The organism is Pseudomonas sp. LBUM1643 (assembly GCF_059716215.1).
The window spans coordinates 2,417,354-2,443,834 of record NZ_CP166813.1 but is presented as its reverse complement, the minus strand read 5'-3'; the positions used below and the strand labels follow the sequence as shown (position 1 = coordinate 2,443,834).

General features: G+C 62.3%; 21 protein-coding genes. 5 read left to right on the top strand and 16 right to left on the bottom strand.

Annotated features, from left to right (window positions below; translation table 11 throughout):
- Positions 1–3: 3 nt before the first annotated feature.
- The 15 genes from ACA063_RS11000 to ACA063_RS10930 all read right to left on the bottom strand — a co-directional run bounded on the left by ACA063_RS11000 (position 4) and on the right by ACA063_RS10930 (position 20,019).
- On the bottom strand, positions 4–477 hold the full coding sequence (locus ACA063_RS11000; RefSeq protein WP_497665863.1) for a type II secretion system protein: 474 nt from the start codon (positions 475–477) through the stop codon (positions 4–6).
- A gap of 2 nt (positions 478–479) precedes the next feature.
- Positions 480–2,318 (bottom strand): type II secretion system protein GspD, encoded by a 1,839-nt coding sequence (locus ACA063_RS10995; protein WP_497665862.1) that lies wholly within the window; start codon positions 2,316–2,318, stop codon positions 480–482.
- Positions 2,315–2,836 carry a hypothetical protein gene (locus tag ACA063_RS10990; protein ID WP_497665861.1) on the bottom strand — a complete coding sequence of 174 codons (522 nt, stop codon included), beginning with the start codon at positions 2,834–2,836 and terminating at the stop codon, positions 2,315–2,317. Before ACA063_RS10990 ends, ACA063_RS10995 begins: the two co-directional genes overlap by 4 nt.
- Positions 2,836–3,384 carry a GspMb/PilO family protein gene (locus ACA063_RS10985; protein WP_497665860.1) on the bottom strand — a complete coding sequence of 183 codons (549 nt, stop codon included), beginning with the start codon at positions 3,382–3,384 and terminating at the stop codon, positions 2,836–2,838. The genes ACA063_RS10990 and ACA063_RS10985 overlap by 1 nt, the downstream gene beginning before the upstream one ends.
- Entirely contained in the window at positions 3,371–3,916 is a 546-nt protein-coding gene (locus tag ACA063_RS10980) for a PilN domain-containing protein (protein WP_497665859.1), read from the bottom strand. The genes ACA063_RS10985 and ACA063_RS10980 overlap by 14 nt, the downstream gene beginning before the upstream one ends.
- Position 3,917: 1 nt before the next feature.
- Positions 3,918–4,721 carry a hypothetical protein gene (locus ACA063_RS10975; RefSeq protein WP_194693511.1) on the bottom strand — a complete coding sequence of 268 codons (804 nt, stop codon included), beginning with the start codon at positions 4,719–4,721 and terminating at the stop codon, positions 3,918–3,920.
- Positions 4,702–6,408: a GspE/PulE family protein gene (locus tag ACA063_RS10970; protein ID WP_497665858.1), complete on the bottom strand. Its 1,707-nt coding sequence runs from the start codon at positions 6,406–6,408 to the stop codon at positions 4,702–4,704. The genes ACA063_RS10975 and ACA063_RS10970 overlap by 20 nt, the downstream gene beginning before the upstream one ends.
- A gap of 84 nt (positions 6,409–6,492) precedes the next feature.
- The gene (locus ACA063_RS10965) at positions 6,493–7,011 is read right to left on the bottom strand and encodes a response regulator (RefSeq protein WP_497665857.1); all 519 of its coding nucleotides are present in this window, start codon (positions 7,009–7,011) and stop codon (positions 6,493–6,495) included.
- Between the two features lie 220 nt (positions 7,012–7,231).
- Positions 7,232–8,185: a peptidylprolyl isomerase gene (locus ACA063_RS10960; RefSeq protein ID WP_497665856.1), complete on the bottom strand. Its 954-nt coding sequence runs from the start codon at positions 8,183–8,185 to the stop codon at positions 7,232–7,234.
- Between the two features lie 12 nt (positions 8,186–8,197).
- A complete protein-coding gene (locus ACA063_RS10955) occupies positions 8,198–9,748 on the bottom strand; it encodes a cytochrome c/ABC transporter substrate-binding protein (RefSeq protein ID WP_497665855.1) in 1,551 nt (516 codons plus the stop codon).
- 9 nt (positions 9,749–9,757) lie between these two features.
- Entirely contained in the window at positions 9,758–10,378 is a 621-nt protein-coding gene (locus tag ACA063_RS10950) for an SCO family protein (protein ID WP_497665854.1), read from the bottom strand.
- On the bottom strand, positions 10,375–11,031 hold the full coding sequence (locus ACA063_RS10945) for an SCO family protein (protein ID WP_497665853.1): 657 nt from the start codon (positions 11,029–11,031) through the stop codon (positions 10,375–10,377). Before ACA063_RS10945 ends, ACA063_RS10950 begins: the two co-directional genes overlap by 4 nt.
- A gap of 13 nt (positions 11,032–11,044) precedes the next feature.
- A complete protein-coding gene (locus tag ACA063_RS10940; protein WP_497665852.1) occupies positions 11,045–13,009 on the bottom strand; it encodes a YncE family protein in 1,965 nt (654 codons plus the stop codon).
- A gap of 174 nt (positions 13,010–13,183) precedes the next feature.
- Positions 13,184–19,012 (bottom strand): manganese-oxidizing multicopper oxidase MnxG, encoded by a 5,829-nt coding sequence (gene mnxG, locus ACA063_RS10935; RefSeq protein WP_497665851.1) that lies wholly within the window; start codon positions 19,010–19,012, stop codon positions 13,184–13,186.
- Between the two features lie 398 nt (positions 19,013–19,410).
- Complete coding sequence (locus ACA063_RS10930) at positions 19,411–20,019, bottom strand: lytic transglycosylase domain-containing protein (protein WP_497666506.1); 609 nt, start codon at positions 20,017–20,019, stop codon at positions 19,411–19,413.
- 195 nt (positions 20,020–20,214) lie between these two features.
- Between ACA063_RS10930 and gspG the strand changes: the two genes are divergently transcribed.
- The 3 genes from gspG to ACA063_RS10915 are packed head-to-tail and all read left to right on the top strand — an operon-like array spanning position 20,215 to position 22,486.
- The gene (gene gspG / locus ACA063_RS10925) at positions 20,215–20,649 is read left to right on the top strand and encodes a type II secretion system major pseudopilin GspG (protein ID WP_162440966.1); all 435 of its coding nucleotides are present in this window, start codon (positions 20,215–20,217) and stop codon (positions 20,647–20,649) included.
- A gap of 14 nt (positions 20,650–20,663) precedes the next feature.
- Positions 20,664–21,851: a type II secretion system F family protein gene (locus ACA063_RS10920; RefSeq protein ID WP_497665850.1), complete on the top strand. Its 1,188-nt coding sequence runs from the start codon at positions 20,664–20,666 to the stop codon at positions 21,849–21,851.
- Positions 21,852–21,880: 29 nt separating this feature from the next.
- Entirely contained in the window at positions 21,881–22,486 is a 606-nt protein-coding gene (locus ACA063_RS10915; RefSeq protein ID WP_497665849.1) for a hypothetical protein, read from the top strand.
- A gap of 144 nt (positions 22,487–22,630) precedes the next feature.
- Here the strand turns inward: ACA063_RS10915 and ACA063_RS10910 are convergent, their stop codons facing one another.
- Positions 22,631–23,521, bottom strand: a complete 891-nt coding sequence (locus ACA063_RS10910) for a LysR family transcriptional regulator (RefSeq protein ID WP_497665848.1) — start codon at positions 23,519–23,521, stop codon at positions 22,631–22,633.
- A 213-nt stretch (positions 23,522–23,734) separates the two neighbouring features.
- On the opposite strand from ACA063_RS10910, the gene ACA063_RS10905 reads away from it, so the two are divergent.
- Together ACA063_RS10905 and ACA063_RS10900 are read left to right on the top strand one after the other, a co-directional pair.
- Positions 23,735–24,754, top strand: coding sequence for an alpha/beta hydrolase (locus ACA063_RS10905; RefSeq protein ID WP_497665847.1), 1,020 nt, complete (start codon positions 23,735–23,737; stop codon positions 24,752–24,754).
- Between the two features lie 265 nt (positions 24,755–25,019).
- Positions 25,020–26,456: a mechanosensitive ion channel domain-containing protein gene (locus tag ACA063_RS10900; RefSeq protein ID WP_497665846.1), complete on the top strand. Its 1,437-nt coding sequence runs from the start codon at positions 25,020–25,022 to the stop codon at positions 26,454–26,456.
- Positions 26,457–26,481 lie beyond the last annotated feature (25 nt).

Genomic DNA, 26,481 nt, shown 5'->3' with positions numbered 1-26,481 from the left:
AGCTCACCACTCCCGGTAGGCGACGCCGTTGAGTCCTTTGCCACGGACCTTGGAGTAAACGTCAAAGACGTCCTCGCCTTCCCGTGGGTTTTCAGCCGAACTGTCATAGGAACGCAGCCCCCAACCGCCCTCGTCGTCACGCTTGGCCGTGGCCAGCGGGTCGTGGGGAACGCGCCGTAAAAAATAGAACTTGGCGCCTTTGGCACTGCGCACATCACGCACGCCGTCCACCAGCACTTTGAGGTTCGGCGGGTAGCCGCTGCTGTTCAGCGACTTCTCGATGTAACCGGCATCGAACGCACGTTTGTAGGCGTCGATGGCATCGCGTATCTGGTACAGCGCCGTGCGCAGGTCCTGCTCTTTACCCCGGCGCACCACGGTCTCGGTCAGAGGCGCGGCCATGCCGGCCAACAGGCCGATCAGGGCCAGCGTCACCACGACTTCGATCAGGGTAAAACCGCGTTGCGAGGCGTTCATGATCAAGGCTTCTCGACAGTGACATGAGGGGTGGTGGAAGCGACCGGCGTGATCATGGTTCCGGCGCGGATCGCCGTGTCCATCGACCGGTCCGGTGCCTGAATGTGCATGCTGGTTTCAGTGCCGGTCGGGAACTCCATGTCCGAGGGACTCTGGTACGGCAGGTTGCGCACGATCCGCGGGGTGATCGACAGCACCAGTTCCGATTTGCTGACGTCGTCCCGATTGCTGCCGAACAAGCGGCCCAGCCCCGGAATGTCGCCCAGGCCCGGAATCTTGTTGCCGTTGCTGCCATGGTCGTTGCGCATCAGGCCGGCAAGAATCTGCGTTTCGCCGTCGTGCAGGCGCAAGGTGGTCTGGGCGTTGCGGGTATCGACCTGGACCGGAATCGTGCCCTGGCGGGTCGGTTCCAGCGGCGTGGCGTTACTCACTTCCAGGGCGATCTTGATCGCCACTTCGTTGTTCAGGTGCACGATGGGCTGCACTTCGAGCTTCAGACCGACGTCCAGGTAAGTCACGCTCTCGGTGATCACCGGGCCCTGCGTCGACGGCACCGAGGTGGCGCTGATGATGGGCACGCGCTGACCGATGTGGATGCGCGCCTGCTCGCGGTTGCTCACCCGAATCACCGGGCTGGCCAGGGTGTTGATGTCCTTGTCCTGGGCGTTGATCTTGGCTTGTGGCGACGGCGAGATGGAGATACGGCTGGAGTTGATGCCTCTGAGTTGATCAAGCACCGACACCGGCTGACCATCGCTGGTGAGCACGCCAAAGGTGTTGGGCCATTGCAGGCCGAGGTCGAGAATGCGTTGGCGAGCGACTTCCATCACTTCCACTTCCAGCACCACTTCCGGGTTGGACTGATCCTGGGATTGCAGGAGTTTCTCGGCCATGCGGATGGCGTCTTCGCTGTCGCGCATGGTCAGGGTGTTGAGGCGTTCATCGACAAACACATCGCGGGTCTTGAGCATGGTCTTGATCATGTTCAGCGCGGTGTTGGCGTCGATGCTGGTCAGGTAGAACGTGCGCATCACCAGCTCTTGATAATCCTTGAGCTTCTGCGGCGAATCCGGGTAGATCAGCAGGGTGTTTTCGTTCACCACTTTCTGGTGCAACTGGTTCTGTTGCAGCAGCAGCGCCACGGCGTCTTCGATGCGCACGTCACGCACGAAGATGGTGGCTTTCATGTCCGGGCGCAGGTCCTTGTCGAAGATGAAATTGAGCCCGGCCACCTGGGACAGCACCTCGAAAATGGTTTTCAGGTTGGCATCACGAAATTCCAGGGTGACGGGCCGATCAAGGCGCGTACGCAGCTGTGGGTACTGCACCACGTTGCGGCTCTGCACCAGGCGGATGCTGCTTTGCAGCTCCAGTGCGCCGTCATTTTTCGGGTCCAGTTCGAGGATCTGTTTAACCTGGCGGTCGGCTGCATAGATATCGCCACGGCGCAGGTCACCACGGGCCAGTTCAAGCTTTTCGTCCAGGCTGCGCATGTGTTCGAGCTGGCTCAGGGACTCCTGGGCGCGACGGTTGTTCGGCTCAATGGTCAACACCCGGCCGTAGCCCATGCGCGCCGAGGCAAAGTCACGCTGGACGCGGTCCATATCAGCCTGGGTCAGCAAGGCCGTCACGGCGCGCGCACGGCCGCTGTTCAGGGCCAGGTGCAGCTCGGTGTCGCGTGGGTTCTCACGCAGGCCTTCCTCGATGCGGGCCAGACCGGCTTCGTATTGTCCCGACTCAATCAGGTCGGAGGCCTCTTGTTTGGCGACTTGCGCGGAACTGCACGCAGCCAGCCCTGCACACAGGCAGACAAGGCTTATCAGCAAACGGGATCGGTTCATTGCGTGCTCCCCACAGACAGCGTCTGAGACAAATGCAAAGGCAGGTAAACGAAGCTCAGTTCCACGTCGGAAATGCCTTCGATCCGCCACGTTTCGTCGATCACGTCCCCTTTGCGCACGACGTATATTTTTTCGCCGTTCTGCAAAAACACTTGCAGGTCCGAACGGTCATCCAGCCTTCCCACGAACTGGAAAGGCATGGCCGGTGCGCTAGGGGCTTGCACCACCGGAGTGACGTTGACAGGTTGTTCGGTGACGACGGCCAGGGTCGGCGCCGCCTTCCAGCTGCGGGCGGCAAACAGGTCGCCTGCCGGGCTGAGGTCCTTGATTTCCGATGCTTTACCCGGGGTTGATGCGGCCGCCGGCAACGCGCCGCGAACCGTGGTTTTGGCCGGGGTGGCCACGACAGCGACCGACTCGTCGCCCTCGTCTGCCGGCTTGAAGTAATCAGGCCCCCAGGTCAGCGCTGCCGCCACTGCGAAGAACGCCACCCAACCCACTGCGCGTTTGGTATTCATCATGACCTCGACAGGTAAAGGGTCATGCGGATCCGGCCGGTCAGGTCGGCGTCGGCGATTTTCTTGCGCTGGAACTCCACGTCTTCCACCACCACGGCCGGCAACTGGCCGAGCAAGGCGTGCAGGAAACGCCGCAGTTGCGGGTAGCTGCCGCGCACCGGCAGCAGGATCTGATAGCGGGCCAGGTGCGTCTTGGGGTCGATGCCCAGGGAATATTCACCCCGCGCCAGGGTGATGCGTTCCTGGGCGGCCAAGGCGTAGATCTTGTCGATGGCGACGGTCGCCTGAGGCTGGGACGGCAGCTTGCTGCGGAAGTCGTCGAGCTGACGCTGTGGCAGCACCGGCGCGGCAATGCTGCCTTCTTCGACCTTGGCCAGGTATTCGCCGGCTTCGCGGGTCTGCTGGCTGAGCTGTTGCAACGACTGCCAGTCCGGCATCAGGCCCGCCAAGCCATACACCACTGCCAGCAGCACCAGCGCCAGCCCCGCCAGACCGGGCACACCCAGCCCTTGCAGGTATTCGTGAACGATCAATTTAGGGATTTGCATCGCCAATCTCCCAGGTAGCCGACAGGTTGAATTGCACCGGGTGTTCCGGCACGTTGGCGACGATTTCGTGGCTGAGCAGCGACACATCGGAGAGCTCGTCGCTGGCTTCGAGGCGGCGGTGGAAGTCGAGCATTGCGTCCAGATCCCGCGCTTCGGCGCTGATGCGCACCTGGCCTTTGCGGGCGTCCGGCGTCAGGGTCAGCAGCGCAATGTTGTCCCGGGGCAGGCTTTCAAGGGTGGCGAACAGGCGTTCCCACGGCCGCCGCAGTTGCTGGGAGACCTTGCGCATTTCAGCCAGGTTTTGTGCCTGTTCGCGGGTTTCGGCCGGGGTCAGGCCGACTTTGCCGCCGGCGTCGCCGGTCAGCACGCGCTGGGTGGTTTGCAGGTGACCTTGCTGTTGCGCGGCCTGGGCGCTGACGTGTTGTTGAACCACGACACAGGCCAGGGTCAGTACCACACCGCCGGCCAGCAGGCTCCAGCCCAAAGGGCCCGAGCGGCGACGCGGCTGGAAGTCGAGCATCAGGGCGCGCATGTCAGGCCACCGCCCGGGACATGACGTACAGGCTATCGCGTACGGCTGTCCGGTCCTCTTCAAGGGTGCGCAAGTGCACACCGGGTACGTCGGGGTGTGAATCGAGGCGCGCCGGAGCGTGCAGGTAAACGTTCAGCGGACGTTCGCTGGTGGACGCTTGCAGCTGGCTTTCACGACCGATCAACGCGCTCAGTGCGGCGTCGCTGTCGCTGCTGCCCACCGAACGCACCGAAGTCCAGCGCCCTTCCCGCGCCACCAGCAGCACACTGCGCACCGGCTCGGCGACCACGAAGAGGAAGTCGCCGGCATCCAGGCTTTTATCGAAGTGATTGAACGCCGCCATCAGGTACGGTTGCACGGAACGCAGGCGCAACCCACGGCCGCTGGCCATCGTGCGCAGACGCTCCAGCAAGTCCTGCGGCAATGCGGCGGCAATGCGGTCGTAGCCTGCCGGTTCAGCCGACAACACCAGGTTCCAGGGTTGCGTCGGCACGCCGAACAGGTCTTCAAAGCACAGCTGGGCGAACCCTTGCAGCTCGGCAGGGCTGCTGATTTGATCGCTCCAGGGCACCAGGCAGAAACGGCTGAAGTGCCCGGAGACCACCACGCTCAACTGCGCACCGGCCGGCGCATGTTCGCCCAGCAGGCGGTCGAGGGTTTCCAGGGCGACGGCCCAGGCGTGGAAGCCTTCGTCGATAAAACCGACGCTGCCCAGCCACAGGGTTTCGTTGCCACGGCGCTGGCCCAGACCGACACCACTGGCGCCGAGCACGGCGACAAAACGATCACGAGACAAAAGTGACACGATTGATCTCCTCGAGCGTGGTACGCCCTTCCTGCACCAGTTCCAGAGCTGACTCGCGCAGCAGGCGCAAGCCACGTTTGCACGCGTGGGCCTTGATTTTCGAAATCGGTTGACGCTCGACAATCATCTGCCGCAGCTCGTCGTCCAGGTGCAGCAGCTCGGCAATCGCCGTGCGTCCGCGGTACCCGGTGCCACGGCAGTTGCCGCAACCCTTGCCGTGGACAAAGTGGAAATCGCTGACCTGTTGCGGGTCGAGCCCGGAGAGGTGCAGCTCGTCATCGGTCGGGTGATGCGGTGCGCTGCAGCTGGCGCAGACCAGGCGGATCAAGCGCTGGGCCAGCACTGCGTTGAGCGCCGAGACGAGGCTGTAGGGGTCGATTTCCATCTGGGTAAAACGGCCAATCACGTCGAACACGTTGTTGGCGTGAATGGTGGTGAACACCAGGTGCCCGGTGAGCGCCGACTGCACGGCGATTTGTGCGGTGTCGGGGTCACGGATTTCACCGACCATGATCTTGTCCGGGTCGTGGCGCAGGATCGAGCGCAGACCGCGAGCGAAGGTCAGGCCTTTTTTCTCATTGACCGGGATTTGCAGCACGCCCGGCAACTGATACTCGACCGGATCTTCGATGGTGATGATCTTGTCCACGCCGTGGTTGATCTCGGTGATCATGGCGTAGAGGGTGGTGGTTTTACCGCTGCCGGTCGGGCCGGTCACCAGCACCATGCCGTAGGGTTCGGCAGCGAGGCGACGCAGCTGGCGCAGGGTTTCATCTTCGAAGCCCAGGGCTTGCAATTGCACGCCGCTGACCTTGTCGGCCAGGTCCTGTTTGTCCAGCACCCGCAGCACCGCGTCTTCACCAAAAATGCTCGGCATGATCGACACCCGAAAGTCGATCTGACGGCCACTGATGCCGATTTTGAAACGACCGTCCTGGGGCACGCGCTTTTCGCCGATGTCCAGTTCGGCCATGACCTTGACCCGGGAAATCACCTGCTCGGCGAACTCGCTGCCCTGGATCTTGCTGATGTTGTTGAGCACACCATCGATGCGGTATTTGATCACCAGGCCGCTGCCGGTGGTGCCGAGGTGAATGTCGCTGGCGTGCATTTTCAGGGCGTCGTACAGGGTCGAGTTGACCAACTTGACGACGACACTGGCGTCTTCGCTGATGCTGGTCAGGGACAGGCTTTGCAGCTTGTCGGTCTCGACCCCGGCGTCGGCCTGGGCGTTGAGCGATTCCACGGCATGGAAGCTTTCTTCGTGACGTGCCAGGTAGGCTTTCAGGTCATCGGCATGCACCAGGTACAGCGGTGCGCCGTGCAGGCAGTCATCGATCCAGGCCAGGCGCGCGGTGTCGAAGGGGTCGGCGAAGACGCCGATGACCGCTTCGTCGTGACGCAGCAGGATGAATTCGCGCTTGAGGCATTGAGCCAGGGTAACCCGGTCGAACACCGGGGTGGCTTGAAACAGGGTGTCGGTGTCGAGCACCGGGTAATGCAGGGTGGCGCCAAGGCACTCGATGAAAGGCATGGGGGCCAGTTCGCAGAGTACCCCGAGGGCTTCGAGGACCCGCTCGCCGGAGGTGGCCGCCCGGGACCGGGCCTGGGCCAGTTGCTCACTGGAAAAACGAGACGGTACACAGTCCAACAGCGCCGGTTCTACGGCAAGGGATAGACGGTCCATGGCATGCTCTCCAACGCCGGGGGCTTTGAGCCCTGTCGACGCGGCGAGCAGTTACGGTGGGGGCCGGAACGTCTTGTCGCGCCACTACTCCCCGGTGAGCAATTGTTCGTCGTCTGGTGCCATGGAGGCCGACGTTCGTCGGCGATCTACCAGCACCCAACTGCCGTCGTACAACTGCAGCGGGAAACTCTCGATTCTGCTCTGGCGTCGTTCGACGAATCCTTCAGCGGTACTCGCTTCGCGCTTCATCCCTAAAAGGTCACACACGGCACGGGCCAATTCCGCCAACGGAAACGGTTTGAACAGGATATGACTGACTCCCAGTTGCCGGGCCCGCTCACAGACTTCAGCGGTTGGGTGCCCTGTGATCAGTACAAAATGACACTTCCTGTTCTGGCGGACAGCATCGAGAACGTCGAAACCTTCCATATCGGGCAAGCGGTAATCGAACACCATCACGTCGGGAGCAAAATCAGCGGCTTCGCCGATGGCCTTGGCACCTTCGTGTGCTATCCGGACTTCCAGCCCTTGCGCCTGCAGATAATCCTGGAGGTTTTGTGCAAGCAGCTGTTCGTCTTCAACAACCAGTATTTTGTTTAACAAGGTGGACTCCTTGTAACCGCAGGTCCGAGTGAGCCTGGTGGAGTGCGCGCCTTACTGAGGCTAACGCACACTTCATGCCAGGCTGAGCGCCGGTGTTTTTACCACTGCATGTCGTTGATATGTATAAAAAATCATTTTCGCCCAGGTACCCCACCCCCCAAAGGCGGGGGAAGCGCACGGATGTACCCTGAAGCTTTGCCCCACTATTGGGGAACAATCTTCAATCGTCGTCAATCCGTTCGATTCGATTGCTTGACCGAAGTCCGGCCAAGGCCTGAAGGCGCGCCTGGGTCTGTTGCTGTCGGGCAAGGTACGCCCTGACCATTTCAAGCCCTTGTTCCTGTGTGACATCGGCCGCCTCCTGGTGGTTCTGTAGATAAATCAGGTGCCACCCAACGGAGGTGCGCACCGGCTCACTGATCTCACCTGCGGCCATGGAAAAAGCTGTCGCTTCGAATTCCGGCAACATCCGGCCCCGAGGAAAGTAACCCAGGTCCCCGCCCGCGCTGGCGGAGTCATCCTCGGAACTGCTTCTGGCAACACTGGCAAAATCTGCACCTTGAGTGATCTTCACTCGCATCTCTGACAAGCGTAGTCGCGCGGCTTCGATTGTGGCGGCATCGGCACCTTGCGGTACTTTGACCAGAATATGCCGGGCCTGGACTTCCTCGGGCCGGCTCATTTCTGCGCGATGCTCCTCGTAAAAAGCGCGGACCTGTTGTTCGTCCGGCGCGTCGACTTTAGTGAGCTCGGCGTACACCTGTTGCGCCGCCAATTCGCGACGGGTGTACTCGGTAAAACCGGCTTCGTCGAAACCGGCATCATTCAGTCGGCGGACGAACACCTCGGTGCCGCCCATAGCCTCGCGGGTTTGATCGATCTGGTCTTTGACAACGGCGTCGCTGATCACCACCCCGCGTTTCACCGCCTCTTGCCAGAGCAATTCCTTGTCGATCAACGCGTCCAGCGCCTTGCGCCGCAACTGCTTGTAGGCCGTGGGGTTGCGAATACTGCCGACTGCCCGCCCCTGATCTTCCAGGTATTCGACGAAAAAACGCTCCAGGCGAAACTCGGAAATCTCCTCGCCGTTGACCCGCGCAGCGGCCGGGCCATTGCTGCTGAAGGCGACGGGCGCCCACAGGCTCATCAGGATCAACCAGGTATTGAGTTTCATGTCGACCTCCAGTCAGGGCATCGCGGCAATGGGTTTGTAGGGGGCGACCAGATAGAAGCGCTGGTCGGTCAGGTCCACGGTGACGACATGGGCGCCACTCAAGCCCAGGCGACGGCCCGGGCCGAAACTGATCAGCGGGGTCAGCCCGGTATCGAAGTCGTGCAGGCCTTCCAGCGCGTTGATGAGCTTCTCGCGGCTGGCGTCCCGCCCGGTCTGCTTCATGCCTTCGCTGAACAGCAGCATCGAGCTGAAAACGCTTACTTGCAGCACCGCGTGCTCGCCGCCCAGGCCTTGGGTTTCGCGCACCCTGGACAGGGCCAGGCGTCCGGCCCGCGTCCAGTCGCTGGGCACGAACGGATAAGCGAGGAACACCCGTCGGGAAAAGCTGCTGGGCACCTGGAACAAGTCCCCGGCCACCTGATTCGAAGCGGCGAACAAATACGGCACCTGCCCCGCGGTCTGCAAGCGCTCGGCGAGGCGTCTGAACCCGCCACCGCTGCCCAGGTAGAACACCGAACGCGAACCCAATGGCAGGTCGTCCCGTGCCGGGTCATAGACTTGCAGATGGACTTTCTGCCACGCGTGGTCTTGCAAATACTGGCCGAGGGTTTGTGCCGCCTGACGCTGATTGGGTTCGTCTGGATAGGTGATCAGCGTCGGTCCCTGCAGCACGCGCAATCCGCCGGTGGCGTAATCCGCCAGCGCGATCATTTGCTCGCGCAAACCCGGCAACGGCTCGAAGATCTGCCGGCTGGTCCCGGACATGCCCTGGTGCGACAGCGGACCGATCAGCGGCACTCGGGCGCGCTCCAGTCGCGCCGCCAGCTCTGCGTCCAGTGCCGGCACCATCGGTGCGACCAGGGCGAACACCTGTTCCCGCTCGATCAACTGATCCAGCGCCTGCTCCGCACTGGCGCGATCCGGTCCGGGATCAAGAATGGTCAAGCGTATCCGCCGGCCATGAATGCCACCCGCCTGGTTGATCCGCGCCACGCTGCCGTTAAGCACCGCCGCCACGGTGGCCCCCTCCTCGGCCAAGGGTCCCTGGCTCGGTAACAAGGTGCCCAGGTGCACGGTCTCCGGGTCCAGCCCCGGATCGCGGTCATCGGCCAGGCGCTTGAGGTAGGCCGTGAGGTTGCGCTGATCGTTCATCGACAGGACGAAACGCGGCATGGCCGGGTCAAGCCGATTATTGCCAGGGTCCAGGCCTTCCTGGATCGCCCTGGACAGCGTGGCGTCGGTGTACGCCGGGTAATCGCGGCCATTGACCTGCTGCTGGCCATAGGTGCTGCTGAGCCGAAGCCAGCTCAGGTCCGGTGGTCGCACGCCCCCTTCGGGTCGACCCAGGCCATCGGCACCGTGACAGTTGGCGCACGGCAGGCTGGTGGCGGGCAACAGCATCCCCGCCGCGCCGACCCGCGCCATGATCGGTTCACCGCTCGCCGACAGCCCTTCGCGGAACAGCCGTTTACCGGCACTTTCGCTGGGGCTCAACGGCAGTTCCTGGGCAGCGACCTGCAGGCTGCCAAGGAACAACAAGCCGAAGACGAGTGAAATTTTCATGGCGCGCACTCAACGGCCGACCACAGGCATTGTCAGCAACTGCAAGCGCTGGGCAATGGCGGCGGCCGGGGCATCGGGGCGGATCTTGCTCCAGCGCTTGTTGGCTACGTCACCGACAATCAGCTGCGTGGAGTGCTGCTCGGGGGTGGGCACGATCTGGCCTATGCGTCCGAGCACCAGGTCCATCTGCGCCTTGTCGCCGGTGAGAAAAAGCCAGTGGGGGTCGTCTACCCCTTGTTTCAAGGTGTAAGCCTTGAGTACCGCCGGGGTATCCCGCAGCGGATCACTGGTAAGGGAGATAAAGGTGATGCCGTCCGCCTTGTCGCCCAGTGCTTCACGAACCTCCTTGAGCTTGCGGGTGATCAACGGGCAGGCATCGTTGCAACTGGTGAAAATCACATTCAACAGCACCACACGGTTTTGCAGCGCGTCGCTGTAGAAGCGCAGGGTCTCGCCGTTCTGGTCCTGCAGCGGCGTGTCGGTAAACCAGGCCTTGGCATCACGGGTGCCCGTGGCCGGCTGCGCGGCAGCCACGGCGGGTGCGGGTTCTGCATGCCCCTCGTGCGCCAGCGCCATCAAGCTGAACGCGCAGAAGCACATGGTCAGGACGATCAAAATGAGTGCTCTCATGGCTGCTGCTCCATGGCAATGGCGGTGTGCCTGGCGTGGGTGTTGCGTTGACCACTGAGTTTTTCGACCTCACGGATCAGCACGCTCGGGTCGGTGAAACCGTAGTAACGCGTCCAGTGGCTGCTGTTGCCATCGCCCACCAGAATCAGCGGCGCATGGCTTTTGAAGTCACCGCTGAAGCTGCCCAGGCCCTTGAGGGTTTCATTCACCGATTGGGTCGAGCCGGTCAGCCAGCTCCAGCCAGGACCGTTCTGGAAGGCACGGGCGTAATCGTTCAGGCGCTTGGGATCATCGCGCTGCGGGTCGATGCTGATCGACACCAGCTGCACCTCGCTGCCGACCCGCGCGCCAAGCTGTTTCTGCACCTTGCCCATGATCGACGACACCACCGGGCACACGGTGGTGCAGCTGGTGTAGATGAAACTCATGACCACGATCTTGTTGGTCACCAGGTCTTTTTCCAGGCGCACGGCCTTGCCGTCCTGATCCACCAGGGCAACGTCGGCGAACTTGACCTGCGCGTTTTCGGAGCTGGCGCTCTTGGCGGCCATGTTGTGCCCGGCGTGTTCATCGGCCGAGTGAGCCAGGGCCTGACCGATACCACTGGCCAGCAGGCACAGCGTCAGCAGTCCACAGTGTGCGAATCGGTTCATGTCGATGTCCTCTTCAGTGGGCGTTGCCAGGGAGTACCCGGACGCTGGCAAATGTCTTGTCGTCGAAGCTCGCGCCCAATGAGGCCGCGCGCACATGCAGGTACCAGGCGCCGTTCTGGTCGAGGGTCACCGGGGCTTCGTATACGCCGTTGCCCACTTCCAGCGCCGCGACGGTCCGGGTCTTCGATGACGGCGCGAGGAAGTAACGCACCTTCACGTCCCTGACCCCGCTGCGCTCGGTTTTTTGCTGGCCCTGGACGATGCGAAAGCGCACGACGTAAGGGCTGCCGAGGTCGGCGGTGGATTTGTCCAGCATGAACTCGACCTTTGGCACACCGGGTTGCTTGGCGAAGTTCAAGGAGGGCTCAACCAGCGTGGTGAAGCAGTGAATGATGTTCGGCTGGTTGAGCAGGAACGCCACGTCGAATCGCCCGGCCACCGGCAGTTTGACCCGCGCGCTGTACAGCCCCGGCTCGACTTCGCGCAGACTGCGGTCGATGACCATGGCCGCGCGCGCCACTTGCCCGCGATTGGGGTAACCGGACATCGGTGCGTTCATGCCTTCGGCGTAAAAGTAGGTGGTGTTGTCCACGGGGTTGACCACGAACACTGCGTTGTCATCCCGGGACACCGCCAGGCTTGACGCCAAGGGCAGGTCGCCCGCCAGGCGTGGGGCCTGGGGACCGGCTTCGAAGCCCTGGGTTATCGGCTTGCGGCCTTCGCCCAGGGACGACAGGTTGATCATGGTGACCTTGGCCGAGGCCAGGCCGCGGATGTAGGCGTAGGCCTTGGTGAACACAACCTGGAAGGGTTCAGCGGAGACGTCCAGATCATGGATCAGCGAGTTGGTCGCGGCGTCGATGACCGAGGCCTGGTTCTCCAGGGTATTGAGCACGATGGCGAAGCGTCCGTCGGCGCTGAAGCTCATCGGACCGAGGCCCTGCTTGAGCTGGATCACCCGGCGAACCGCCAGGCTGGCGGTGTCGATCACGGTGACCGTGCCGTCCTTGCCGTCGGCCACGTACACCGCCTCGGACAGCGGCGAGTAGGCAACGGACAGCGGATGCGAACCGGTCTTGAGTTGCTTGCTGATGGTCAGGCTCGCGATGTCGATGATGCTGACGGTGCCGTCGTCGCGGTTGCTGACGAAGGCGTGGCGACTGTCCTTGCTGAAGGCGATTTCATGGTGCCCGGCACCCGTCGCCAGGTGTTTGAGAGGCTTGAGGCTGCGTGCGTCGATGACCGTTACCCCGGACTCTTCGGCACTCCTGGCGTTGTTGCCGACCCACAGCAAACGCTCATCCGGTTGCAGTGCCACACGCACCGGGTTACTGCCAGCAGGCACCGAGTCGAGGAGTTTGAATTGCTCGCTGTCGATCACGGCGATTTCACCCGCCGTGGGCATCGAGACGAACACCCGCTTGTTGTCCTTGGGGGTGGTCCAGTCCATCGGAGGTTGCTTGATGTCGATGCGCGCCATGGTGCTGGTGATGCCACCCACTGAGACCGAAGGGTCGACCACCGAGACGCTGGCATCACGGTTCATCACCAGCAGGAAGTAGCTATTGAGGTCGAGCATGGGGCGTGCGCCGATGCTGGATTTGAGGAACACCCCGACCCGGGATTTGCAGCTCTTTTCCCGGCCCTGGGCCTGATCCGCCGCGACGGTTTCCGGGTCGAGCCAGGCACCCGGCGATACGCCTGCCAGTGGCTGACCGGAGGCGCTGTCGGTGATGCGAAAGCGCACGTCGGCGAACTCGCCTTCGCGCAGCACGCCGTCTTCGGCCAAGGGGCGCACTTGCAATGCGATCGATACGCCGTCTCGCACCAGGGTCTGGTCGGCAGACCCAGGTGAGGCATTCGCGAGTGAAGCGGGCGCTGCGGGCATGTCTGCGCAGATGGCGCGCGACACGCCGAGCCAGACGAGTGCCGCCGCAACAACCAGCACGCCACGGGTGACTTTGATGGTCCTGTTCATGTCACTTCTCCCCTTACAGATCTGTGCCTGTCTGACGCTTACCCTGTGGCGAGGGAGCTTGCTCCCGCTTGAGTGCGTAGCACTCACAAAAAACACATTGACTGCAAAATTTTGGGGCCGCTGCGCAGCCCAGCGGGAGCAAGCTCCCTCGCCACAGTTAGAGCGTTCCTCCCGTTACGGCGCGGGCGCCGGTTCCGGTTCGTTTGTCACCCGCAACAAGCCCCACAACCCGGAGGTATTGCCGTATGCGCCGTAGTCCCGGTACAGGTAATCACCTGGTATGGCGTTGCTGCCCCCGGCGCTCGGGTGCATGAAGCTGAAGTGCGCCGCTGGCAGAATGCTTTCACGGGCACCGATGTACATCGACATCGGGTTGTAGCCGAACCGCACCGACCCTACCCCTGGGGTATTCATCGGATAACCACCGATATCGCTCTTCTCCGACTGGAACGGGTTGACCGACCACACGTGACCATCCAGCTGGAAGGTCGAACCACGGCTGCCACCGGTCGGCAACAGGATGTGGGTGCGGAACGGTTGCCCCGGTTTCACATAGAGCACCGGTGTCTGCGGATCACCGCCGATCAGCGCATTGCTGTAGGCCATGTGGGCGTTAGGTACGTCGCCGTAACCGGCACCACCGGCATGTCCGAACGGTGCGTCTGGCGCCAGGCCGAAGCGGAACCACAGCGGCTCGGCCTTGTAGTTGATGGCCATGCTCGAGTTGTCCTGCGGATCGGTCGGCACCCCGAACCCTTCGGCGGCAATACCTTCCACCGGCCGGCCATTGGCCCAGCGCATGTTCAAGGCTTTCTGCCAGACCATCGCAAAGTCGCGGTACACCGCCTGTCCTGGCGCCGTGACCGTGGCGTTGGTCTTGCGGGCATCCTCGACCCAGGTCGCACCGACCGGCAGGATGCTCATGGCACCACCCAGGCCTTTCTGCCCCTGCTTGATCACGTCCGCCGGGGTGATGCTCAGCCCGCCGAACTCCACCGCCGTGGCGTTGATGTTGTCGACACTGCGGCCCAGTTGCGTGACGGGTTTGCCTTCACGCTCCAGGTGCCCGGCGTAGTACTGGTAGGTACGCGTCGGGTAGGCGCCAGTGTTGCCGGCCCGTGGTGGAACCGTCTGGGGCGGGTTGGCGCCGACGTTGGTGCCGTCGGATTTGGTGATGTCGTACGCCAGCAGCTGGGCATGCAGCCCCACATGACTGGACGGCCGGATCAAGTTGTTGGTGAAGATGGTCGAACCTTGGCCACTGTTGCGATCACGCTTGACCAGGCCTTGCATCACGGCAGTCTGGGTCAGGTCGGGCATGACCAGCGGCAGGCGGTTTTCCAGGGTGACGTTGATGCAATCACCCGCCGCTGCGCGCAGTACCAGTGGCTCTACCGGTACACCCGGTTTCATCTTGCCGGTGGTGGGGTCGAGGTCGGATTTGCGCACATACAGGATCGCGGTTGGATCGTGCAGAGGCCCGCTTTGCCCGCCGATGGTGATGGTTTCGCCGTCTTCAGGGTCGACCACCGTGACCTGCGGGATATTCACCGCCCGCGAGTTGAACACCAGGGTGCCGCCCGCCGGATTCAACGGGCCGCCGACATGCTGGCCAAGACCGGCGGGATCGCCGATGACCAGGTTCAACGGGTTGCGCAGGATGTCGTTAGCCAGCGCCGCGACCACTTCATAGTTACGTTGCACGGTCGGCCGGGTGCCTATGCCATTGGGGTTGGCGCTGTACCGTGGGCAGGAACCCTCGTACGCGACGGTGTTGCGCATGCCCGCCGGTTTCGGATTGTTCGGCAAGGCGAACAGATCGCTGCGTTGGGCCGTGTAGTTGCGCATCACGCCCCAGATTCCGTTCCAGTAGCCTTCAATCGAGGCGTCCATCGAGTACAGGTAGTCCCCCGTGGTCGCCGCCGAACTGGAGAGCATCGAGACCGGTGCGTTGAAACCCATCTGCTCGGAGATACCGACCATTTGCGAGGCGCGCCAGCCGGAGTTGGAGCTGTTGCCGAAGCCGGAACCGCTCTGCAGCCATTTCACCCCGTGCAGGGTCACGTTGTGCTCCTCCTCGTGGCCACCGGCATGCAACCGCAGGCGCACGTTGTCACCGGTGTAGGTGCGCAACATCGGGGTGAACGGGTCGCCAGCTTCTGCGCCGCCACGGTTGATGTGCGGTGGGAACAGCGTGGTGCCGCCGGTTGGGCCGGTCGCGGAAGTGACCTGGTTTGGCGCCAGGTTCATTGCCGCGATGGCACGGTCGGTACGGCTTTGCATGGCGTAAGCGAGGTCGCCGGCCAGGCCGTCCGCCTGCATGCCGCGCTTGCCGTCCGGGCCGATTTTGTTCGGGTCATAGACCCGCAGCGCCAAGGGCTCGTTGCGGTAGTTGACGACGAACATGCCCGGGTCATCGACCGAAATTGCCTGCGGACAAGGCCGGCTCGGGCAACCCGGAACTATGCCGCCCTGCACTTCAATGATGCCGTCCAGCAGGTTGCTGGCGTTGTTGCGCACAGGCGGGTTGATGGCGTAGCGGAAGCTGTCAGCCGTGGCCGGGAACGCTTGTGGATTCGGCACGCCATTGGGCCCGGCGCCGACATACACACCGGCTTCATAGGCGTGCTGGAAGTCGCTGTACTCGAGGAAGAACTCGCGGAAGCTGTCGTTCTTGCCGTCGCCGTCCAGGTCACCGGTGGACACCACCGCTTGCCACGAAGTCGGCCCGCCGTCCTGCCGCGCGCCGCTGTACAGCTGCTCGCCGGTTTCGGCGTGGAACCAGGTGGAACCGGCAGGTTCGGCCAGGACGGTGGCGTACAGACCAATCTGTTGGTGAGTCGATGGGCCGAGGTGGTCATGGGTGAAGATGGTGCCCAGGCCACGGTCGACGCCTTTGGTGTTGACCACCGGATCGACGAACCAGCGCTGCATCGCCGTGCGCGCCCCGACCCAGTCCGCCCGGCCATATTGACCGAAAAACGGGTGATTCTTGGCTTTCGGGCAGGCCGGTGTGCCATCACGCGGATCGGCGCCCAGGCACTGATTGAACTCGCGAATCGCGTGGATACGCTCCTGCACGGCACCCGGGGAGAGCACGCCGTCTTCGTAGTTCCAGCCGTTCGCCGAACCGTCGGCCGCGGTCAGGTCCCATTTAGGCAGGTGAATGTGCTGGCCAATCACATCGGTTGGCGTGCGCACCTGATAGTCGTCCATCTCATAGACGGCTGGCACCAGGTTGGTTTGCTGGTATTGCACGCAGTCGAAGGTGTTCATGCGCATGACCAGAGGCTCTGGTGGGCGCTGCTTGGTAATCACCGGCCAGGCGTCTTCCCACAGGGCGAGAATGCGCGCTTGCGGGAAGTGGTAACCGACCTTGTTGTACACCGCATCGAACTGGATGTTCGCCGCTTTGTAGACGCGCGGACGGTCGGCAGTAAAGGTAGAGGAACCGGTGTAGGACATGCCGTCGACCCGTTCGCCGCTGGCAAACTCGCCGGTGCCGGCGCTGCTGGTCAGGCGTTTTTGCCGATCGTCCATGCAAGGTTCGTAATACGGCGCGCCCGCGATAGGCAAGGCGCCGTTGGTGCGGAAGGCTTTCGCAACGATCTGGTTACCTGGTAGCAGAGCGTAGCTGGGGTGATCCTTCTTGGCGTGGAAGGCCATGGCGGCCTGCTCGACCTCGGTGCCCTCTTCCGGCATGTAGATCGGCTTGGCGCGGGTAACTTCCTTGGAGAAATCCAGCGAAGTGGTGACGGTACGCGCTTCACCGCCGGCGGAGAAACCGTCCAGCGAATGCCGGCCCAAACCGCCATCCCAACCACCGGACTGCGCCGGGTCGAGGTTGGCCCACAGTGCGTTGCCGCTGGTTTTCAAGGCTTGGGCCTTGGCGGCATCGAGCATGTCCAGGGGTGGAGTCGGTGGGCGCTGGCCGACCGAGGTTTCCATGCCGCCGATCCAGAATGGGTAGCCTGGGTTTTTCAGGCTGCCATCGGCATTGCGGTTGGCTTCGCTGCGATCCACCAGGGCCAGCGAACCGATGGCCTGGGCGCCACCGGTGCCACCTTGGTGGTCGTCATCGTCTTCTTCATCGTCATCGTCGTGACCGGCCACCAGGGTTTCCCCGATTTTCGGTACGACCGCGACCTTGCCTGGCATCGGCGCCATGGCTTTACCGGGCAGCGGCACGACCGCTGGAATCGGCGTACCGGCGATGATTTCGCCATCGGGCAAGGCCCGTGCGCCCGCCGCGGGTTTGCCGCTGCGCAGGGCATAGGGTTCGCTGTGGTAACCGTCGTCGCCTTGCTGCGAGACTTCGAGTTTGGTGCCTTCTTCAAACACGTCATGCACCCGCCACATGGCCCACATGCCTTGGGCGAAGTGCGGATAGAAGTGGCAGTGATAGATCGCATCGCCGGCCACGCGGTTGCGGTTGCCCGAACCCCCGTTGGCGATTTCATAGGTGTAGCCGGCGCCCGGGCCGATGCCCTGGGCATCCACGTAGTCGGAGTTGTCATCGTTGGGGTTGAACAGCCACTGATGCCCGTGCAGGTGAAAGATATGCTGCTCGTGACCGTTGTGCGTGTTGCGGAATTTCACGAAGTCACCGATGTAGCTGTGGTTGACGTTCGACGGCTCGGACGGGTAAAGCGCCATGGTGGCTTTGACCCCGATCTGGTCGGCGCGTGGCGTTTCACCGGGACGAATGTTTTCCAGCCCGGCGTTGGCCGGTACGTCCACCAGCATCGCCACGTCGCCGACGGTGTGCGAGCTGAGGAAGAATTCTTCATAGGCACAGGACAGGCAGTCGTGCATCGGCCCGACGCCCAGGCGGTTGGCGACCACTTCAGCACCCATGCCGCCGGAGCCATAGTTGATCATGAACGAATCGCGGGTCGGCTCCAGCACGTGGGCCATGACCGGGTCTGCCCAGTAGGCCGGGAATGCCTGGGTCGCAGCGGTTTCATCCTGGAACTGCGAGGCGAAATCGCGGAACGGTTCCAGCCGGTTGGGCAACGCCGGATTGCGTTTGCCAACAGCTTCCAGCGGATAGGTCGAAGGCGGGAAGCTGCCGTCGGCGTTGCTGCCCATGACGATCGCGTCACTTTCGCTGGAGATGATTTCGTTGCCGTCGACCATGTTGATGATCGGCGTGCCCGCCTTGCCTTCACGAATCCACGGCTCGCGTTGCGGGTAGCGCGCCTGGTAGTCGACGATGGGCTGACCGGTCGGGGTACGCCCGGTGCTGGCCAGACGCATTTCTTCTTCGGTCACGGTGTTGCGATAGGAGCGCCCGCCCTTGGGCACCACGACCACTTCGCCGAACAGGCCGTTGGCGACGTTACCTGCATCACCTTCACCACCGAAGGTGGCGCCACGGCTGCTGGCGGCAAAGGCGCCTTCGCGTTCGGCGTACAAGGTATAGGAGCGGCTTGCGCCGGGGGCAATCAGGGTGTTGGCATTGCGGCCGGTGAAGGAGGCAATGTCATCGATGCTGTTGACCGCCTGCATGCCGTTGACCTGGAAGCCGACATGGCGGTCAGTGACTTGCTCGTCGACCTTGAAGTCGTCGGCTTCACCGATCTGCACTTCACCTTCGATTTCGCCTTCCTCTTCCTCGCCGCTGTCATGGCTGCCGGGGTTGGCTTGGTAGGCCAGCAGGTTCTGCAGGTTGATGGTCAGGCAATCGCCGGCCGCAACACGCAGCACCAACGGACGCGGACGCTTGTCGGGCCGCAGCGAAACCTTACCCGGCACCGCCGTGCCACCCTGGGCCAGTGACCTGTTGTGGTCGTCGACCACATCGCGGCGCAGGGCGAACATCATCCCGTTGACGTTCTGTGCGCCGAGCCGGTTGAACATCAGCGGCTGATCCAGCGCCACGACATTTGCGACCAGATTGCGCTCACAGCGCAGGGCCGCCTGTGCCATCTCCAGGCCGAACATCGGCACCAGAAACAGCAGCAGATTAAGCAGATGATGACAGTTGGGTTTGCCGGTCATGATCACGGGCCTCGCTGGAGATGCTCATTAGGAGCAATTCTTGACAAATCTCTTTGAGCAATCTGCATGCCATAAATAATCTGTTTATTTTTCAGATGGTTAGATGAACGACTTGATAAGTAGGGGGATATTCCCCACCCATTCCCCCACTTTTCGGGGGGCTTGAGAAATTGGGGGAAGAGAAGAATTTGGGGCTGCTTCGCAACCCAGCGGGAGCAAGCTCCCTCGCCACGGGTATTGCGGTGGCAGGCACACCTCATAATCCTCGCCGAATGATTAAATGTGGCGAGGGAGCTTGCTCCCGCTCGGCTGCGCAGCAGTCGTAAATCCAGCGCATGTGCGGTGCCAGGAACACCGTGATCCTGGGAGCATTCCCCAATGTTGGGGCAACCCCCCACTCACAACGGCGCATCCACCGCCAGCCCCTGCAAACGCCGGTACTGGCGCAGGACACTGGGCACATAACGCTGGGTTTCGGCGAACGGCGGGATCACTCCGCCACGGCTGAGCACCGCTTGCGGGCCGGCGTTGTAGGCCGCCACGGCGAGGGCGATGTCGTTGTCGAACAGGGTCATCAGACGCTTGAGGTATTTGGCGCCGCCCTGGATGTTGGCTTTCGGATCGTAGACATCCTTGACCCCCATCTCCCGGGCCGTGTCGGGCATCAATTGCATTAACCCGCCCGCCCCTGCAGGTGAGGTAGCGCTGGAGTTGTAGCTGGACTCGGTCTGGATCACCGCATGCAGCAGCGCCGCCGGTAACTGGTTGGCGGTCGCGGCCGCCGACACCAACTCGGCATAGGGCCTGGCCGCAATCATCTGGGGCTGTTGATCGAGGCTGACCTGAACTTGTTCGGGCTCGCGAATCACCCGCTCATAGTGGCGTCCGGGGCGATGAACGTTGGACAACACGTAGCCGCCCTTGGCGTCCACGGAAACGAACACATCGGCTTGCACGATGCCGGTCAGCAGCAGCCCGCCAAGCAGTCCAGCGGTGAGAGATTTGATCATGGTGCCTCCCCTGACCTGCCCCGAAAAATGGGGGTAATGCCCCAATGGCTGATCGTGGAAGAGGCTTACGCAAGCACCGTGCCGCAACTGGAGAGGCCCGCAGGACGGGGGTTGCAGCAGAATGTCGGGGCCTGAGCATGGCAATTGCATAAGCCATCAAAGCGACCCTTCTGCCGACTGTGTGAGGTCATCATGAATCAGCGTCTGTGTTGTGCCCCGCGTACCCAACGCGGGTTTACCCTCCTGGAATTGCTGGTGGTGCTGGTGGTGCTCGGGCTGTTGGCCGGCATCGTCGCGCCGAAGTATTTCGCCCAGCTCGGCCGCTCGGAGGTAAAAGTGGCCAAGGCGCAAATAGAAGGCCTGGGCAAGGCCCTCGATCTGTACCGACTGGAGGTCGGCCATTACCCGTCCACTGAACAGGGTTTGCAGGCGCTGGTCACCGCGCCGAGCGACGAAACCCGCTGGACCGGTCCTTATCTGCAGAAAAAACTGCCGCAGGACCCGTGGGGGCGTAACTACGCCTATCGCTACCCCGGCGAAAACGGCGAGTACGACCTGCTCTCCATGGGCAAGGATGGCCAGCCCGGCGGCGAAGGCGAAAACGCCGAAGTCACCAGTTGGCAATGACGGGAGTGGCGAGCATGCGCTTTCATCTCAAGGCAGTAGGCAAGGCCGGCGTGGTGTCGATGACTGTCGAAGCGCCCGGCCACAGCGAAGCCCGGCGCATCGTCGAAGACCAGGGCCTGCGCGTGGTGAGCCTGCACGCCGAGCGACACTGGCGAGCACTGCGTTTGCAAAAGCGCGAGACGTTCAACCTGGTGTTGTTCAGCCAGGAACTCACCACGCTGCTCAATGCGGGCCTGCCGTTGATCGATGCGCTGGAAAGCCTCGCCGAAAAAGAAAACGCCCCGCAGGCCCGCAAAACCTTGAGTGAGCTGGTTCGCCTTTTGTATGAGGGCAAATCGTTCTCCCAGGCACTGGGCCAGTTGTCGGCGGTTTTCCCTGCGCTTTACGTGGCGCTGGTACAGTCCAGCGAGAAGACCGGCGCCGTGGGCGATGCCCTGGGCCGCTATGTCAGCTATCGCCAGCGCATGGACGAGGTTCGACAGAAGATCGTCAGCGCTTCGATCTACCCCATGCTGTTGCTGGTGGTGGGAGGTGGCGTGGTTTTATTTTTGATGGGTTATGTGGTGCCGCGCTTCAGCCTGGTGTTCGAAGGCCTGGGCGACAATCTGCCGTGGCTGTCCCAGGTGCTGATGAGCAGCGGGATGTTCCTGCACGCTCACCAGAGCGAATTCTTCGGGACCCTGGCCGCGATCGTCGCGGCGCTGGTGTTCCTGCAACGTCAACCGGGCTTTCGCCGTGGCGTTGACCGTCTGATCGAAAAAATCCCGACCATCCACCAGCGCATCGTCATGTACGAACTGGCGCGTTTCTACCGCTCCCTGGGCATTCTGCTGCAGGGCGGCATCCCCCTCGTCACGGCCATGGGCATGGTCCGAGCCCAGCTCAACGTCGCTTCGCGTTGCCGCCTGGACCAGGCGTGCGAGCGAGTACGCGAAGGGCAATCCCTGTCGACCTCTCTGGAACTCAATCATCTGGTGACACCCGTGTCCCTGCGCCTGCTGCGTGCCGGGGAACAGTCCGGCAACCTGGGGCAAATGATGGAGCGCAGCGCGGACTTCTACGATGAAGAAATCAGCCGATGGCTGGAATGGTTCGTGCGGCTGTTCGAACCCTTGCTCATGACCTTCATCGGCCTGCTGATCGGGGTGATCGTCATCCTGATGTACATCCCCATATTCGAGCTCGCCTCGAGTATTCACTGATAGACCCAGAAAAAAAGACGGTGATCGATATGCACATGAAGAAGCTTTTGCTCGCAGTGGCTATTGGCGCAGTTCTGTCGGCGTCCACGGTTCTTGTACCGGACAGCTTTTCCGGTATGTCGAGTGCTCACGCGAAAGACGGTGGTGGTGGTGGAGGCGGTAGTGGCGGCAGTGGCGGAGGTGGCGGCAGTGGCGGTGGTGGCGGAAACGGCGGTGGAGGTGGTGGCGGCAATGGTGGCGGTCACGGTGGAAGCGGTGGCGGCAATGGTGGCGGCGGCGGAAGCGGCGGCGGCAATGGTGGCGGTCACGGTGGAAGCGGTGGTGGAGGCAGTAGTGGCAGCGGCGGCGGTGGCAACAGCGGCAGTGGCGGCAATAGCGGCAGCGGTCATAGCGGCAGCGACCATGGCTCGGGCCATTCCGGCAACACGGCCTCATCCTCGTCCGGGCGCAACGGCACCCACAACGAGCCGGGGGATGACCATGGGGTACATCGTGCGGGTGAAGTCGGTGATGACCACGGGGTACATCGTGCGGGTGAAGTCGGTGATGACCGCGGCGTTCATGCCAATGGTGAAGTCGGCGACGACCGTGGTGTGCATGTCGGCGGTGAGCCAGGCGATGACAAGAGGTCCTGACTCACGCTGATCACACGAACACCACTCACCCCTGTAGGAGCTGCCGAAGGCTGCGATCTTTTGATCCTGATCTCGATCGAATCCGGAAAAAAAAGATCAAAAGATCGCAGCCTGCGGCAGCTCCTACAAGGGCTTTAGTGAACTTCATACCTCAACCCGATCCAGCCGCTCACGCAAAAATTCGATCAACGCCTGCACGGGCCTCGACCCCTGGCGATGTTGCGGGTACACCGCCGACAACGTCAGCGACTCCGGCCGAAACTCATCCAGCACCGGCACCAGCCTGCCATCTTTCAAGGCCGCCCCGACAATAAACGTCGGCAGGTACGTAATCCCCATACCCGCAATCGCTGCGTCTTTGAGCAACTCACCGTTGTTGACCCGCATCCGCCCGGTGACCTGTACGGCCAGCGGTTTGCCCTGCCCTTCGAAACGCCATTGCACCTGACGGCCATGACCGTAAGGCAGGCAATCGTGGGCAATTAAATCTTCGGGCTTAAGCGGCGTGCCGCGCTCGCCCAGATACGCCGGGCTGGCGCAGTACACACGCTCGATGGACGCGATGCGACGAGCAATCAGCGTCGAGTCTTCCAGTGTTCCGATGCGCAATGCCAGATCGTACCCTTCACTGAGCAAATCCACCGGGCGATCACTCAGGTCGACTTCTACGGTGACGTCGCGATAACGCTTCAGAAACAGCGGCAGCAAACACCCCAGATGGGCCAGGGCAAACGACAGCGGTGCACTCACCCGAATCGTGCCGCGCGGCTCCGTGGTCTGCCCGGCGATGCCCTGCTCCACTTGCTCGACTTCACTGAGCAGGCGCAAGGCTGACTCGTAATAACTCTGGCCCAGGGGCGTGACATCCAGACGCCGGGTGGAACGGTTGAGCAGCCGCACCCCCAGACGCTCTTCGAGTTGCATCAAACGTCGGCTGACGAATTGCTTGGAAAGCCCCAACTGATCGGCCGCCGCGGTGAAGCTTCCGGAGTCCATCACCTGGCAAAAAATACGCATATCTTCGAACGGGTTCATTGTCACGTCCTGGTTGACAGTCAAACACTTTATAGCGGCTTTTTCCTTTATCGGCATCCTATTAATCTGTGTTCACCCCGTAGACACAGGCGCTGCCGGAGCCTGTGATCTTCTGATCTTGATCCTGAAGAACACGATCAAAAGATCGCAGCCTCGTTTCACTCGACAGCTCCTACAGGGATCTCATCTCTCTCATTAAAAGGATTTGCCCGCATGAACCTCGCCAAGAAAACCCTGATCGCCTCCCTCCTCGCCCTCTCCGTCAACAGCGCGTTTGCGGCGGGCAGCCCCGGTGTCGAACACAGCACCCAAGCCTTCCTCGAAGCCCTCGCCGCCGGCGGTGGCAAGCCCCTCGAGCAGTTGAGCCCGAAAGAGGCCCGTGCGGTACTGACCGGTGCGCAGAATTCAGTGAAGGTTGATCTGTCGGGCGTGGACGTCAGCGACCGCGCCATCAAGATCGACGGGCAAACCATCAACCTGAAAATCGTTCGTCCGGCCAACGTCAAGGGTGAGTTACCGGTGTTCATGTTCTTCCACGGTGGCGGTTGGGTGTTGGGCGATTTCCCGACTCACCAGCGTCTGATCCACGACCTGGTCGTCGGCTCCGGTGCCGTCGCGGTGTACGTCGACTACACGCCTTCACCGGAAGCGCAGTACCCGACCGCGATCAACCAGGCCTACGCCGCCACCCGCTGGGTGGCCGAGCATGGCCAGGAGATCGGCGTCGATGGCAAGCGCCTTGCGGTGGCTGGCAACAGTGTCGGTGGCAACATGGCGGCGGTCGTGGCGTTGATGGCCAAGGAACAGAAAACGCCGGCATTGCGCTTCCAGTTGTTGATGTGGCCGGTGACGGACGCCCGGTTCGACACCGGGTCGTACCAGCAGTTTGCCGAAGGCCATTTCTTGACCAAGGGCATGATGAGCTGGTTCTGGGACAACTACACCACTGACGCCGGCGAACGCACGCAGGTCCATGCGTCGCCATTACAAGCCAGCGCCGAACAGCTCAAAGGCCTGCCAGCCGCGCTGGTACAGACTGCCGAGTTCGACGTGCTGCGTGATGAAGGCGAGGCCTACGCCCGGCATCTGGATGCGGCGGGTGTGCCGGTCACGGCGGTGCGCTACAACGGGATGATTCACGACTTCGGGTTGCTGAATCCGCTGAGCCAGATTCCTGAAGTGAAAGCGGCGGTGCGTCAGGCAGCACTGGAACTCAAGACGCATCTGAACTGAGTTCCTTGCGACCTCGCGAGGCTGCGAGGCTGCACCGGTCCCCTGTAGCAGCTGTCGAGCCTGCGAGGCTGCGTCCGGCTGCGGAGCAGTCGTTAAACCGGTATACACGGTCTTCTCGAACGACCGCATCAGCTGATTTTACGACTGCTTCGCAGCCGGACGCAGCCTCGCAGGCTCGACAGCTGCTACAGGGATCGCGGTGGCTTTGGAGATCTTTCAGCGGCTGCAACATTGAACGTGTTCTCACTTTCCTTCGGAGTTTTCCATGTCCTTCCTCCTCGCCCACCTGCTCTCCTTGAGCGCCCTGCTGCTGGTGATCGACACGGTGCTCTGGCACCTCGCGCCGTTCAAACACCGCGTCGTTCGCGTGGGTGTGCGCCTGGCACTGTTTCTGGTGTTCAGCGCGCTCATCATCAACGCTGGCGTCAGCCCGTTGCAGGCACCGCTGTTTGCCGATGATTCCGTGGCGCAAACAGGCGCCACGGCGTTGGGGATTCTCTGGTGGTTGTACGCGGCACGAGTACTCACCGAGGTTATCGGCCTGATCCTGATGAGGCGCATCGGTCACAGCGGTCGGTTGCTGCAGGATGTCATTGGCGCGCTGGTGTTTCTGATCGCCATCGTCGCCGCGGCCGGTTATGTGCTGGAGCTGCCGGTCAAGGGATTGCTCGCAACTTCAGGCGTGGTGGCGATCGTCGTCGGTCTGGCGCTGCAAAGCACCTTGAGTGATGTGTTTTCCGGCATCGTACTCAACACCACCAAGCCTTATCAGGTGGATGACTGGATCGTGATCGACGGCGTGGAAGGCAAGGTACTCGACATCGACTGGCGCGCCACGCACCTGCTGACCAGTGCCGGCAGTACGGCGGTGGTGCCGAACTCGGTGGCGGCCAAGGCAAAAATCGTCAACCTCAGTCGGCCGAGCAACATGCACGGCGTGTCGATCAGCATTCAAGTGCCCAACCATATCCGCCCGCGCCGGGTGCTCGACGCACTGGATCGCACGCTTCAAGGCAGCAGCAGCCTGCTGTTGAATCCGGCGCCGAAAGCCGTGCTCAAGGAGGCTGGCGAAACCATGTCCGAATACGTGGCCAGCGGCTTCATTACCGAGCTGGGCAAGAAAAGCGAAGTGCGTAATCAGCTGTTCGACCTGGCGCATCGGCACCTGGAAGCGGCGGGTATTTCCCGGCAGCTCGACGGTGTGATCGAACCCTCCACGCGCGCACGTGCCTTGCTGGACGAAGTGAAAATTTTCCGCTCCCTGAGCGAAAAAGAACGCGATGAACTGGCACGGTCCATGGTTGCGCAGCAGTACGCCGCCGGCCAGGTGGTGCTGGAACTGGGCGAGGTACCGGACAACCTGATGGTCATTGCCACGGGCGTGGTCAGCGCGACAGTTCCCGACGGTGACGGACACACCGAAGCCGGACGCATGGGGCCGAGCGAGGTCATGGGCGAACAGAGCATCCTGACCGACACCCCATCCATGGCCACGTTCACCACGTTGACCTCGTGCATCATCTACCGGATCGACAAATCCTTGACCCGAAACTGCATGGAGCAGCGCAGCGAAGTGGGTCAGGCGTTGAACAAATTGCAGGCCGTGCGGCAGCAGAACAGCCGTTTGGCGTTGATGGCCAAACCGGTGCACATCAAGAAAAACGGCTTTTTGAGTTGGCTGCAAAAACGCCAGAATGTATGAGCAGACCTGTAGATCCGGAGCTGGC

What these genes read in the sequence shown, in the direction of transcription:
- ACA063_RS11000 (WP_497665863.1), bottom strand. Translation starts at nt 477, where the DNA reads ATGAACGCCTCGCAACGCGGTTTTACCCTGATCGAAGTCGTGGTGACG.
- ACA063_RS10995 (WP_497665862.1), bottom strand. Translation starts at nt 2,318, where the DNA reads ATGAACCGATCCCGTTTGCTGATAAGCCTTGTCTGCCTGTGTGCAGGG.
- ACA063_RS10990 (WP_497665861.1), bottom strand. Translation starts at nt 2,836, where the DNA reads ATGAATACCAAACGCGCAGTGGGTTGGGTGGCGTTCTTCGCAGTGGCG.
- ACA063_RS10985 (WP_497665860.1), bottom strand. Translation starts at nt 3,384, where the DNA reads ATGCAAATCCCTAAATTGATCGTTCACGAATACCTGCAAGGGCTGGGT.
- ACA063_RS10980 (WP_497665859.1), bottom strand. Translation starts at nt 3,916, where the DNA reads ATGCGCGCCCTGATGCTCGACTTCCAGCCGCGTCGCCGCTCGGGCCCT.
- ACA063_RS10970 (WP_497665858.1), bottom strand. Translation starts at nt 6,408, where the DNA reads ATGGACCGTCTATCCCTTGCCGTAGAACCGGCGCTGTTGGACTGTGTA.
- ACA063_RS10960 (WP_497665856.1), bottom strand. Translation starts at nt 8,185, where the DNA reads ATGAAACTCAATACCTGGTTGATCCTGATGAGCCTGTGGGCGCCCGTC.
- ACA063_RS10955 (WP_497665855.1), bottom strand. Translation starts at nt 9,748, where the DNA reads ATGAAAATTTCACTCGTCTTCGGCTTGTTGTTCCTTGGCAGCCTGCAG.
- ACA063_RS10950 (WP_497665854.1), bottom strand. Translation starts at nt 10,378, where the DNA reads ATGAGAGCACTCATTTTGATCGTCCTGACCATGTGCTTCTGCGCGTTC.
- ACA063_RS10945 (WP_497665853.1), bottom strand. Translation starts at nt 11,031, where the DNA reads ATGAACCGATTCGCACACTGTGGACTGCTGACGCTGTGCCTGCTGGCC.
- ACA063_RS10940 (WP_497665852.1), bottom strand. Translation starts at nt 13,009, where the DNA reads ATGAACAGGACCATCAAAGTCACCCGTGGCGTGCTGGTTGTTGCGGCG.
- mnxG (WP_497665851.1), bottom strand. Translation starts at nt 19,012, where the DNA reads ATGACCGGCAAACCCAACTGTCATCATCTGCTTAATCTGCTGCTGTTT.
- gspG (WP_162440966.1), top strand. Translation starts at nt 20,215, where the DNA reads ATGAATCAGCGTCTGTGTTGTGCCCCGCGTACCCAACGCGGGTTTACC.
- ACA063_RS10920 (WP_497665850.1), top strand. Translation starts at nt 20,664, where the DNA reads ATGCGCTTTCATCTCAAGGCAGTAGGCAAGGCCGGCGTGGTGTCGATG.
- ACA063_RS10915 (WP_497665849.1), top strand. Translation starts at nt 21,881, where the DNA reads ATGCACATGAAGAAGCTTTTGCTCGCAGTGGCTATTGGCGCAGTTCTG.
- ACA063_RS10910 (WP_497665848.1), bottom strand. Translation starts at nt 23,521, where the DNA reads ATGAACCCGTTCGAAGATATGCGTATTTTTTGCCAGGTGATGGACTCC.
- ACA063_RS10905 (WP_497665847.1), top strand. Translation starts at nt 23,735, where the DNA reads ATGAACCTCGCCAAGAAAACCCTGATCGCCTCCCTCCTCGCCCTCTCC.
- ACA063_RS10900 (WP_497665846.1), top strand. Translation starts at nt 25,020, where the DNA reads ATGTCCTTCCTCCTCGCCCACCTGCTCTCCTTGAGCGCCCTGCTGCTG.